The sequence below is a fragment of the Nakamurella sp. genome, assembly GCF_048594475.1.
Taxonomy (GTDB): Bacteria; Actinomycetota; Actinomycetes; order Mycobacteriales; family Nakamurellaceae; genus Nakamurella.
This window is the reverse complement of sequence record NZ_JBMDXT010000480.1, coordinates 1-11,712: the sequence shown is the minus strand read 5'-3', so window position 1 is coordinate 11,712 and position 11,712 is coordinate 1. Positions and strand designations below refer to the sequence as shown.

Annotated in this window: 11 protein-coding genes; 7 read left to right on the top strand and 4 right to left on the bottom strand. The window is 73.5% G+C overall.

Translation table 11 applies throughout. The features are described from left to right. Positions 1–62: 62 nt before the first annotated feature. On the bottom strand, positions 63–455 hold the full coding sequence (locus ACOJUF_RS21535; protein WP_420123858.1) for a response regulator: 393 nt from the start codon (positions 453–455) through the stop codon (positions 63–65). Positions 456–769: 314 nt separating this feature from the next. Between ACOJUF_RS21535 and ACOJUF_RS21530 the strand changes: the two genes are divergently transcribed. Genes ACOJUF_RS21530 through ACOJUF_RS21515 form a run of 4 tightly spaced genes read left to right on the top strand, consistent with a single transcriptional unit; the run spans position 770 to position 6,078 of the window. Further along, positions 770–1,762 (top strand): LLM class flavin-dependent oxidoreductase, encoded by a 993-nt coding sequence (locus ACOJUF_RS21530; protein ID WP_420123857.1) that lies wholly within the window; start codon positions 770–772, stop codon positions 1,760–1,762. 18 nt (positions 1,763–1,780) lie between these two features. After that, positions 1,781–3,802, top strand: a complete 2,022-nt coding sequence (locus ACOJUF_RS21525; RefSeq protein WP_420123859.1) for an acetoacetate--CoA ligase — start codon at positions 1,781–1,783, stop codon at positions 3,800–3,802. A gap of 22 nt (positions 3,803–3,824) precedes the next feature. Next, positions 3,825–4,589: an LLM class flavin-dependent oxidoreductase gene (locus ACOJUF_RS21520; RefSeq protein WP_420123856.1), complete on the top strand. Its 765-nt coding sequence runs from the start codon at positions 3,825–3,827 to the stop codon at positions 4,587–4,589. Positions 4,590–4,599: 10 nt separating this feature from the next. Beyond that, a complete protein-coding gene (locus ACOJUF_RS21515) occupies positions 4,600–6,078 on the top strand; it encodes a protein adenylyltransferase SelO (RefSeq protein WP_420123855.1) in 1,479 nt (492 codons plus the stop codon). 16 nt (positions 6,079–6,094) lie between these two features. Here ACOJUF_RS21515 and ACOJUF_RS21510 read toward each other — a convergent pair whose 3' ends face one another. After that, complete coding sequence (locus ACOJUF_RS21510; RefSeq protein ID WP_420123854.1) at positions 6,095–6,574, bottom strand: VOC family protein; 480 nt, start codon at positions 6,572–6,574, stop codon at positions 6,095–6,097. 61 nt (positions 6,575–6,635) lie between these two features. Continuing rightward, on the bottom strand, positions 6,636–7,133 hold the full coding sequence (locus tag ACOJUF_RS21505; RefSeq protein ID WP_420123853.1) for a MarR family winged helix-turn-helix transcriptional regulator: 498 nt from the start codon (positions 7,131–7,133) through the stop codon (positions 6,636–6,638). A 42-nt stretch (positions 7,134–7,175) separates the two neighbouring features. Here ACOJUF_RS21505 and ACOJUF_RS21500 point away from each other — a divergent pair, with 42 nt between their 5' ends. Then, positions 7,176–8,135 carry an EamA family transporter gene (locus ACOJUF_RS21500; protein WP_420123852.1) on the top strand — a complete coding sequence of 320 codons (960 nt, stop codon included), beginning with the start codon at positions 7,176–7,178 and terminating at the stop codon, positions 8,133–8,135. Between the two features lie 45 nt (positions 8,136–8,180). Here the strand turns inward: ACOJUF_RS21500 and ACOJUF_RS21495 are convergent, their stop codons facing one another. Next, complete coding sequence (locus ACOJUF_RS21495; protein WP_420123851.1) at positions 8,181–8,612, bottom strand: hypothetical protein; 432 nt, start codon at positions 8,610–8,612, stop codon at positions 8,181–8,183. 336 nt (positions 8,613–8,948) lie between these two features. Here ACOJUF_RS21495 and ACOJUF_RS21490 point away from each other — a divergent pair, with 336 nt between their 5' ends. Beyond that, positions 8,949–9,644 carry a GntR family transcriptional regulator gene (locus tag ACOJUF_RS21490; RefSeq protein WP_420123850.1) on the top strand — a complete coding sequence of 232 codons (696 nt, stop codon included), beginning with the start codon at positions 8,949–8,951 and terminating at the stop codon, positions 9,642–9,644. 180 nt (positions 9,645–9,824) lie between these two features. Next, on the top strand, positions 9,825–11,606 hold the full coding sequence (atzF, locus tag ACOJUF_RS21485; RefSeq protein WP_420123849.1) for an allophanate hydrolase: 1,782 nt from the start codon (positions 9,825–9,827) through the stop codon (positions 11,604–11,606). The last annotated feature ends 106 nt before the right edge of the window (positions 11,607–11,712 follow it).

The window sequence follows — 11,712 nt, the reverse complement described above, 5'->3', positions numbered from 1 at the left end:
CGGCGCCCACACGCCCCCCGCCCCGCCGGCTCCGGACGCGAACCGGCCCGGGCCGGACCCGGTCAGCCCCGCGCCCCCGTCGCCCGCGTCGACGCGGTGACCTCGGCCAGAACCTGCAGGAACTCGGCGACGTCGATCGGCTTGGTCAGGCAGACGTCGGCCCCGGCGGCGCGGGCCTGGGCCAGGTCCTGCGCGCTGGTCACCCCGGTGAGCGCCACCACCGGCAGGCCGTCGAGCTGGGGCAGCCGGCGCACCTGCTCGATCAGCCGGTATCCGCCGAGCCGGTCCACGTCCATCATCAGGTCCGTCACCAGCACGGAGGGCACCGACCGGGTCAGCAGCAGCAAGGCGTCGCGGGGTGACCCGCACGTCCGCACCGTGTGACCGGCCGCCTCCAGCACCATCTGCAGCAGGTCCAGGCCGGCGCGATCGTCGTCCACCGCGACTATGTCCATGCCACCGTCCCGCCGTGTCCATCCCGCTGTCCCGATCGAGCGTGCCGATCCGGCGGGTCGCCGCGAACCGGGCCGTCCGGCCGGCCGTGCGCCCGGAACGGGCTCGGGGACGTCGAGCCCGCGAGATCCCGAACGGGCCCCGACACTAGACCCGGCCCGGTACCGGCCGGTATAGCCCGAATGCACTACTCGGTGCTGGTGTCCCTGGCGCTTCCGTGCGGCTCCGGCCGGCGCGACCATCGGGCCCTGGTCGGCCGATCCCGGGCCCGACCGCATGGCGACCCGAGATGGTTGTGCCCGAGGAGGCCGGAGCAATGAAGCTCGCCCTGTACCTGCCCAACTTCCGCGACAAGGTGACCGTGAAGGAGCTCGAGGACCTCACCGCGCTGGCCGAGGAGCTCGACTTCGACTCGGTGTGGACGCTGGACCGGATCGTCGTCCCCGAGGCCTCGGACCGCGGGGAGCTGCAGTACCCGTTCGGCATGATGATGGAGTTCCCGCCGAGCATGCCGGTCATCGCCCGCGGCGAATGGTTCCAGGGCATGACGCTGATCCCGTGGTTGGCGGCCAAGACCACCAAGGTGCGGATCGGCATGAGCATCATCGACACCCCCTACCGCTCGCCCGGTGTCCTCGCCGCCGAACTGGCCACCCAGGACCATCTTTCCGGCGGCCGCCTGAACGTCGGCATCGGATCCGGTTGGATGCCCGAGGAGTTCGCCGCGGCCAGCGCCACCCATCTGTTCCCGCGCCGGCACGCCCACGTCCGCGAGACCATCGAGATCATGCAGGGCATCTGGACCAACGAGCTGTTCGAGTACCACGGCGAGTTCGCCGACTTCGAGCCGTGCGGGTTCGGGCACAAGCCCATCCAGAAGCCCCACCCGCCGATCTACTTCAGCGGGCTCAAGGACCCCAAGCGATCGGCCCGGCGGATCGCCAAGTACGGACTCTCCGGCTGGATCGGCATCCAGGACTCGCCCGAGGACATCACCCGCTGGCGCACCGAGATCGAGCGCGAACTCGGCGAGATGGGCCGGGAACTGCCCGCCGGCTTCGACATGTGCAGCATGATCTGGTTCGTCATCACCGACGCCGACGTCGACCAGTCACCGGCCGGTAAGGGCACCAACCTGCTGGTCGGCTCCGCCCAGCAGATCCAGGACCGGCTCAAGGCCTACCAGGAGGCCGGCATGACGATGCCGCTGCTCTGGCCGCCGTTCCGGGACGTGCCGACGAGCAAGACCCTCGACGACCTCAAGCGGCTCACCGAGGAGATCATGCCCAAGGTGAACGCCGATTCCTGATTCGCATCGGTCGTGAGCGTGCAGACGGGTGTGAACGGGGACACCGGGCCCGGGGCGGCCGGCCGCCGGCCGGGGGAGATCCTGTGGACGCCGCCGGCCGAGCGGATCGAGAACTCGCCGCTGCGGGCCTATCTGGACTGGTTGCAGGAGCGCCAGGGTCACCCGTTCCCCGACCACGACGCCCTGTGGCAGTGGTCGGTCCGGGACCTGGACGGCTTCTGGCGGTCCGTCGTCGACTACTACGACGCGGATCTGACGGGCAGCTGGAACGAGGTCCGCACCGCCGACCCGATGCCGTTCACCCGCTGGTTCCCCGGGGCCCGGCTGAACTGGGCGCAGCACCTGCTGCGCCGCGGTGCGGACGGCGAGCCGGCGCTGGTGTGCCTGCGCGAGGGCGACCACCCGGCCCGGGAGATCACGTTCGGCCAACTCCGGTCGGCGGTGGCGTCCGCGGCGGCGTGGTTGCGCCGCAACGGGATCCGGCCCGGCGACCGCGTGGCGGCGTACCTGCCCAACACCGAGCACGCGGTGATCGCCGGCCTGGCCGCGGCCGCCGTCGGGGCCGTCTGGGCCTGCTGCTCGCCCGACTTCGGGGCCGAGGGCACCCTCGGCCGGCTGGCCCAACTCGAACCCGCGGTGCTCATCGCCGCCGACGGGTACCACTGGAACGGCAAGGATGTCGACCGCGCCGAGGTCGTCGAGCGGCTGCGGGCCGGGCTGCCCACGGTGCGGCACGCCGTCCACGTGCCGTACGTGTTCGACCGGCCGGACCCCGCCGGCACCGTCCCCTGGGCCGACCTGGTCGCCGGCGACGACCCGCCGGAGTTCGCGCCGGTCGAGTTCTCCCACCCCCTGTGGGTGCTGTTCACCTCCGGCACCACCGGGCTGCCCAAGGGCCTGGTGCACGGGCACGGCGGCATCCTGCTGGAGGGACTGAAGTGGTCCGGGCTGTACGCCGGGCTCCGGCCGGGCGAGCGGATCTTCACCTACACCTCCACCGGCTGGGCGCTGTGGAACATCCAGATCAACGCGCTCGCCCAGGGCGCCACCCTGGTGCTCTACGAGGGCAGCCACGCCCACCCGCCGGGCGCGGTCTTCCGGGTCGCGGCCCGGACCGGGGCCCACGTCATGCTGCTGGGCGCCGCGGTGATCACCGCCGCCGCGGCCGCCGGCGTCACGCCCCGTGCGGACGGCCTCGACCTGACCCGGCTGCGGCACCTGATGGTCAGCGGGTCGGCGTTGCCGTCGGCCGATTATTCCTGGGTGATGGAGCATGTCGGCCCCGACGTACGGATCGACTCGACCAGCGGTGGCACCGACATCTCCGGCTCGTTCGTCGGCGCCAACGAGTACGCCCCGGTGCGGGTCGGCCGGATCGGCGGCAAGCTGGCCGGCGTCGACTGCGCGGCGTGGGACGAGGACGGCCACCCCGTGGTCGACTCGGTCGGCGACCTGGTGATCACCCAGCCCATGCCGTCGATGCCGGTGTACCTGTGGAACGACCCGGACGCGGCCCGGTACACCGAGTGCTACTTCGACACCTGGCCCGGCGTCTGGCGGCACGGGGACTGGGTGACGATGCACGCCGACGGCAGCATCAGCATCCACGGCCGGTCCGACTCGACGCTGAACCGGCACGGCGTCCGGCTGGGCAGCGCCGATTTCTACGACGTCCTGGACACCCTGCCGCAGATCCGCGAAACCCTGGTCGTGGGCGTCGATCTGCCCGACGACGGGTACTGGCTCGGGCTCTTCGTGGTGCCGGCCCCCGGTCATGAGGTGGACGACGAGCTCCGGCGCACCATCGTCGACACCCTGCGCCGCCGGCTGACCGCGCGGCACGTGCCGGACGAGATCATCGCCGCCCCGGCCGTCCCGCACACCCTGACCGGCAAGCGGCTGGAAGTTCCGATCAAGAAGCTGCTGTCCGGCCGGCCGCTGGAGCGGTCCGCCAACATCGCCACCGTCGACGATCCCGACGCGCTGCGCTGGTACGCCCGGTTCGCGGCCGAGCGGCTGGCCCGGCTCGCCCAGCCGTGAGCGGCCGGTCCCGGTGACGCGGATGCGCTTGGGCGCCACCCTGGTCCACCTGACCGGGGCGCCGCCGTTCGCCGTGGCCGGGTGGGCGCGGCGGCTGGCCGGCGCCGGCTACGAGAGCCTGTGGACGCCGGAGCTGATCGGGCGCGGGGACCTGGTTCCCGACCCGTTCGTCACGCTGGCCGCGGCCGCCGCGGCGACGGAATCGGAGTCGGGTGCCGATCCTGTGGCGCTCGGCACGGCCACCGTCCAGGTGCCGCTGCACCATCCGGCCGAGCTGGCCCACCGGATCCGGTCGCTGGCCCTGGTCTGCGGCGACCGGCTCACCGTCGGGCTCAGCCCCGGATCGACCGCCGCCGACTTCGCTGCGCTGGACCGCGACTACCTGGGCCGCTTCGGCACGTTCACCACCAACCTGACGCGGATCCGCCGGCTGCTCGCCGACGGCCGGGACGAGCGGGCCGTCCTGGCGCCGGACGGGCTGGGCGCCGGCCACCCGCCGCTGCTGCTCGGCTCGTGGGGGGCGCAGGTCGAGCGGGCGGCCCGCGAGTTCGACGGCTGGCTGGCCTCCGGGTACCGCCGCACCCCGGACCAGATCATCGCCGCGCTGCACCGGTTCCGGGCCGCCGGCGGCGGCCGCGCCGTCGTCTGCACCGTGCCGGCCGGCCCCGACCTCGGGCGCACCGCCGAGGTGCTCCACCGGTACGCCGACGCCGGGTTCGACGACGCGGTCGTGCTGTTCGATCCGGCCGGCCCGAACCCGGAACGGGTGCGGGCGTGCTACCCGTAGCCTGGGCGGGATGAGCGGCACCGCAGTTTTCCCGGCCATCGTCCTGGGCGACCGCTTCGCCCGCGAGCTGCCCGAGCTGGCCATCGCCTGGCGGGCTGAGCGCGCCCCGGACCCGCGCCTGCTGGTCCTCAACGGACCCCTCGCGGAGCGGCTGGGCCTGGATCCGGCCTGGCTGCGCGGCCCTGACGGGCTGGCCCTGCTGACCGGCGCGCAGCTGCCCGAGGGGGCGCGCCCGGTCGCCCAGGGGTACGCCGGACACCAGTTCGGCGGCTACTCACCACGGCTGGGTGACGGCCGGGCCCTGCTGCTGGGGGAGCTGGCCGACCCCGACGGCCGCCCGGTCGACCTGCACCTCAAGGGGTCCGGCCGCACCCCGTTCGCCCGCGGCGGCGACGGGCTCGCCGCGGTCGGCCCGATGCTGCGCGAGTACGTCGTCAGCGAGGCGATGCACGCGCTGGGCATCCCGACCACCCGCTCGCTGGCCGTCGTGGCGACCGGCGCGAGGGTGCAGCGCGAGACCGAGCTGCCCGGGGCCGTGCTGGCCCGGGTCGCCGCCAGCCATCTGCGGGTCGGCAGCTTCCAGTACGCGCGGGCCACCGACGATCTGGACCTGCTGCGCCGCCTCGCCGACCACGCGATCGACCGGCACCACCCGGCGGCGGCCGCCGCCGAGCACCCGTACCGGGCGCTGTACGCGGCGGTCGTCGACGCCCAGGCCCGGCTGATCGCGCAGTGGATGCTCGTCGGGTTCGTGCACGGCGTGATGAACACCGACAACATGACCATCTCCGGCGAGAGCATCGACTTCGGGCCGTGCGCCTTCCTCGACGCGTTCGACCCGGCGACGGTCTTCAGCTCCATCGATGAGGGCGGCCGGTACGCCTACGGCAACCAGCCGGCCGTCGGCCAGTGGAACCTCGCGCGGCTGGCCGAGGCCCTGCTGCCGCTGCTGGCCGACGACGAGCAGGATGCCGTCGCGGTGGCGACCGAGCTGCTCGGCGGGTACGCGCCGGCCTACCGGGCGGTCTACGCGGCCGGGCTGCGGCGCAAGTTCGGGCTGCCGGACGGGCTGCCGGACGGGCTGGAGGACGCGGTCGCCGGGACGCTGATCGACCAGGCGCTGACGCAGATGGAGCAGAGCCGGGTGGACTTCACCGGCTTCTTCCGCGACCTGGCGGCCGCCGCCCGCGGCGATGCCGAACCGGCCCGGAGCCGGTTCCTGGACCTCGCGGCGTTCGACGACTGGCTCGCGCGCTGGCGCGCCCTGGACCCGGACCCGGACGCGATGGGCCGGGTCAACCCGGTCTACATCCCGCGTAACCACCTTGTCGAACAGGCCCTGGCCGCGGCGGTCGACGGCGACCTCGACCCGCTGCACCACCTGCTGGCCGCGGTCACCGACCCCTACCGGGCCCGCCCCGGGTTCGAGCGCTATGCCGACCCCGCCCCCGAGGATTTCGGGGACTACCGCACCTTCTGCGGCACCTGACCGGCGCGGCCGGGCATCACCCGGCGGCCGCGGCCGTCATCTGCTGCGCGTAGTGGGTGATCTGGTCCCTGGTCAGCTGACCCGACCGGACCAGCGCCATCGCGGCGGCGAAATCGTCCTTGGACACGCCGAACTCCAGAGCGATCCCGTCGGGATCGCGGAAGTTCAGGTGATACCCGAATTCGGCCTCGCGGATGGGCGTGAACTCCACACCGCGCTCGCGGAATCGCTGCTCCCAGGCACGCAGGTCGTCCAGATCGGCCGCGGCCAGGCCGAGATGGTCCAGCCCGGTGGTCAACTCGGTGAACCGGCCGCCGACGCGCTCGGGGTGCGCCACCAGCGTCAGGATGAAGGCCGACGGGTTGTGCACATAGATCCGGCCGTACCCGAAGTCGTAGATCTGGACGAAATCCAGCACGTCGCAGTAGAAGGCGTGGCTGACCTCCAGGTCGGTGACGGTCAGGGAAAGATGGTCGACCTGGCTGAGCTGGGGCACGATTCCTGCCTTTCGCAAAGAATATCCGCTTTGCCGCGAGAGCCCCATTGTTGCGCGGAGGTCAAGTCGCATTCCGCTCGAGCCGGTCCGACCAGGCGGCGATCAGTGCGGTCAGCTGCGCGCGCTCGGCCGGATCGAGCACGCCGACCAGGCGGTGTTCGTTGGCGATGTGGGCCGTGAACGCCTCGTCGACGAGGGCCCGCCCGGCGGGGGTGAGCTCGACGAGCCGGCTGCGGCCGTCCGACTCGCTCTCACGGCGGCGCACCAGCCCGGCGTCGACCAGCCGGTCGATGCGCTTGGTCATCCCGCCGCTGGTGATCATCGTGGCGTCGGCCAGCGCGCTGCAGGTGAGGGCGAACGGCTCGCCCTGCCGCCGCAGCGAGGCGAGCGCATCGAAGTCGCCCTCGGCCAGGCCGAACCGGCGGTAGACGGTGGTCAGCTCCCAGGCCAGCCGTTCCGCCAGCCGGTGCAGCCGCCCGATCAGCGCGACCGGGCCGACGTCCAGGTCCGGCCGTTCGACGGCCCATTGGTCGAGGATGCGCGTCACATGGTCGCTCACCCCTCCAGTTTATCTTCCATGGAAGGTATATAGTTCGCTTCCATGGAAGGTAAATTTCGGTGGGTGCTGCTGACGGCCGTGGCCCCGGTCGCCTGGGGCGCCAACTACTACGTCATCCACCACTTCCTGCCCGGCACCGATCCGTTCTGGGGTGCGGTGCTGCGGGCGCTGCCGGCCGGCCTGCTGCTGCTCGCGCTGGCCCGCCGGCGGCCGCACGGCGCCTGGTGGTGGCGCTCGGCGGTCCTCGGCGTGCTCAACGTCGGCGCATTCTTCCTGCTGGTGCACCTGGCCGCGCAGCTGCTGCCCACCAGCATCGCGGCGGTGGTCATGGCCGTCGCCCCGGTGGTGATGATGCTGCTGGCCTGGGCGCTGGTCGCCGAGCGACCCGGCGTGACCCAGCTGGCCGGCGCCGGACTGGGCATCGTCGGCGTCGCCGTCATGCTGCTCGGGGCGGCCGGGGCGCTGAGCCCGGCCGGCATCGCCGCTTCGGTCGCCGCGATGGTGATGTCCTCGCTCGGCTTCGTGCTGGCCAAGCGGTGGGCGTCCGACGGGGTCGACGTGCTCTCCAGCACCGCCTGGCAGCTGGTCGCCGGCGGCCTGCTGGTCCTGCCGTTCGCGGTGGTGATCGGCGGCCCGCCGCCCGCGCTCACCGCGGACACCCTGATCGGTTTCGGCTACGTGGCGTTCGTGGCGACGGCGCTGGCCTTCGTCTGCTGGTTCACCGGCCTGCGCCGGCTGGCCGCGGGCCAGGTGGGCCTGGTCGGGCTGCTCAACCCGGTGACCGGGGTGCTGCTCGGGACCGCGCTGGCCGCCGAGTCGCTCACCGTGCGCCAGATGCTCGGGATGGCCCTGGTGCTGGCCGGGGTGGTGCTGGGTCAACGCGCCGGTGGGGCGCGCGGCCCGCGGGCGACCCGTGCGGCTCGGCCTGCCGCGCCGGTGGTGCGCGTGGCCGCGGAACCATCGGTGGCGACCCGTCCGGCGCCGGCAGCCGCGGGGCGCTGATCGGCGGGGGCCGGACGGAGGTCGCCGGGAGCCGGGCGGGAGGCGTCAGGCGCTGCGGGGCAGGGCCGCGGTGCCCAGCGTCAGCGGGTCGCGGACGGCCGTCGGGACGACGGCGTCGACCGGATAGCGGTGGACCTGGCCCAGCTGGTCGGTGACGGTGACCGTGTTGCCGCGGCTCCGGATCTCGCTGACCACATGCGGACGCCCATCGGTCGGGCGCCAGAGATCGCCCGGCGCCAGGTGCCCGACGTGGTGCATGGTCTCGGTATACCCCGCGCACGGCGCGGACGGGGTGCGATGGTCGAACACTGCAGCGGCGTTGCCGAGGGTGACACACATATCGCCTGCTCCAAGAAGCTCGGCTCGCCGGTCGGCCTCGGCCGGCGAGAAACCTCGATGATGAATGCAGAAATGCTGACCGAACTCGCCCGGCGGATGCGCGACGGGTGCAGGTTCTGCGGCGGTGGCCTGCGTCACACGACGGTCACGGTCCCGGCGGCCGCGTCGGCCGGGCCGCCGACCTGCGCGAACGGCGGTCGATCGGGTCGGCGCAGCCGGGCGCGCCGCGCTGTGATGCTTGTCGCATCGTGATGTCGATCATGCTGCGGGGCACCGGGTTTGATGACGCTGAGTACCGAAATAGCAACGGAGGGTGAGGCGGGTCGGGCGGTCTCGGGACCCGGACCGGGTCCCGCGCGGCGCCGGTTCCGGTCGGCGGCGCACGCGTTCCGGCGAGCCGAGCTTCTACACTTGGCCCACCACCGTCCGGATGGGCGGGGATGCGCGGGGGAGCACGGGGAGGAGGCGCCGTCGATGAGCGCCGACCCGACGGACCTGTTCGCCCCCAGCCTGGTCGAGGCGACCACCCGCAAACTCCGCAACGAGATCCTGGCCGGCGCGTTGGCGCCGGGCGAGCGGATCATCGAGGAGCAGATCTGCCAACGCTTCTCCATCAGCCGGGCGCCGGTGCGGGAGTCGCTGCGGCTGCTGGCCCAGCAGGGCCTGGTGGAGCACCTGCCCCGGCGCGGCGCGCGGGTGACGACCTGGTCCGAGGAGGACATCCGGCAGCTGTTCGAGGTGCGGGCGGTGCTCGAGCGGCACGCCATCTGTGCCGCGCTGCCGCTGGACTTCACCGGTGACGGCGACCCGCTGGCCCAGGTGCGGGCGCGCCTGGACGACATGCGCGCGGCCGAGGACTCGGCCGACGAACTGGCCCGCGACGACGCCCACCGCGCCTTCCACGCGGCGATCGTCGCGCTGGCCGGGAACCGCCAGCTCGATCTCACCCTGGAACCCATCCTGATCAAGCTGCAGCGGCCGATGGCGGTCAACCTGCGGCTGGAGGCCAACCTGGTCGGCCCGGGGGAGGGCATCCGCCGCCACGCCGCGCTGATCTCCGCCCTGGAGACCAACGACCGGGACGTGGTGCTGGCCGCGTTCGCCGAGCACGGCGGTCAGCGGTACCTGCAGTTCCGCCGGGACGTCGCGCCGGCCGCCGCCCGCGGCTGACCGTCCGGCCCGCGGCTGATCGTCCGGCCGCCCGCGGCACCGGCCCGCGGGCCCCTGGCCCGATCGGGACGCCCGCCGTCCGGGCCGGGTGGGAGCACCCGGGACCGGTTCGGCGGGGGTGCAACACAGTGTTAACCGGGGAACACGACCCTGATACATCGATTGTCGACAATCGACCGCATGCCAGAGAGTGTGACGCCCGGACCCGCCGACGGCCCCACCATCGACGAGCTGACGGCGGCGTACCGGAGCGCGACCCGCACCCCGTCGGACGTCGTGGACGAGATGCTCGGGCGCATCGCGGACCGCGGCGCCGACGGGACCTGGATCTCGGTGGCCGAGCGGTCCGAGCTGCTGCTCCGGGCCAAGCAGCTCGAGGCCCACCCGGATCCGAGCAGCCTTCCGCTGTACGGCATCCCGTTCGGGGTCAAGGACAGCATCGACGTCGCCGGGGTCCCGACGACGGTGGCCTGCCCCGAGTACGCCACGGTCGCGGACCGGACCGCGCCGGTGGTCCAGCGCCTGGTGGACGCCGGCGCGATCTACGTCGGCAAGACCAATCTGGACCAGTTCGCCACCGGCCTGAACGGCACCCGGTCCCCGTACGGCGTTCCGCGCAGCGTGTTCGGCAACGGGCTGATCTCCGGCGGGTCCAGCTCCGGGTCGGCGCTGGCCGTCGCGTCGGGCGAGGTGCCGTTCGCCGTGGCCACCGACACCGCCGGCTCCGGCCGCGTCCCGCCGGCCCTCAACGGCATCGTCGGGCTCAAGCCTTCGCGCGGCCTGATCAGCACCGTCGGCCTGGTCCCGGCGTGCCGCTCGCTGGACTGCATCAGCCTGATGGCCCGGTCCGTGCCCGACATCGCCCGGGTGCTGGACGTGGTCGCCGCCGTCGACGACCGGGACCCGTTCACCCGGCCCCGGGTGCGCGAGAACGCCGACCCGGCAAAACTGCGGATCGGAGTGCCCGACATCGGCGAGCTGGAGTTCTTCGGCGACGAGCCGATGCGGGACGCCCATCTGGCCGCCCGGTCCCGGATCGGCCGCGACTTCGGCCGGGTGGTGACCGCGCCGTTCGGCCCGTTCCTGGCCGCCGGCGAACTGCTCTACCAGGGCCCCTGGGTGGCCGAACGCCTGACCGAGTTCGGCGACTTCCTGGCCGCCCACCCGGACTCGGTGCTGCCGGTCATCCGGACGATCATGGACAGCGGCGCGGCGTACTCGGCCGTCGACGTGTTCGGGGCCCAGCACCGGCTCGGGCAGTTGCAGGCCCAGGTCCGGCGACTCTGGCAGGACATGGACGTGCTCGTCCTGCCGGCGATCGGCACCACCTTCACGGTCGACCAGGTGCTGGCCGACCCGATCGCCACCAACACCATGCTCGGGCACTACACCCACTTCGGGAACCTGCTCGACCTGTGCGGGGCCGTCGTCCCGGCCGGCCGGACCGCCGACGGCCGTCCGGCCGCGCTGATGGTGCTCGGCCCGGCGCTGGCCGACGACCGGGTCCTGGCCGTCGCCGGCGCGCTGGCCGGCCAGCCGGTGGAGGTCCCGGCCGCCGCCGTCCGGGCCCCGGACGCCGCGACCCTGGTCGTGGTCGGCCACCACCTGGCCGGCCAGCCGCGCAGCCGGGACCTGCTCGAACACGGCGGCCACGTGCTCACCCGCACCGTCACCGCGCCGCGGTACCGGCTGCTGCGCACCGGCGGAACCTCGCCGGTGCCGGTGCTGGTCACCGCCCCCGGCGGCGGCGCCGCCATCGAGGTCGAGACCTGGCGGCTGCCGGCCGCCGCGCTGCCGGACATCCTGGCCCGGTCCAGCCGGTCGGTCTGCCTGGGCCGGGTGGAGCTGGCCGACGGCAGCACCGAGATCGGCTTCGTGGCCGACACCTCCGCCCTCGACGACGAGGACCTCACCGACATCACCGCTTTCGGCGGCTGGCGGGCGTACCTGGCCGCCCAGTAGCGGGCCCGCCCACCGTTGCGCCACCCGACCCCCAGCGATGCCCCCCCCGCCCCACCACCCCCCCGGACCCCACACGGGGGAGCCCCCCCCCCAACACCCCCCCCCC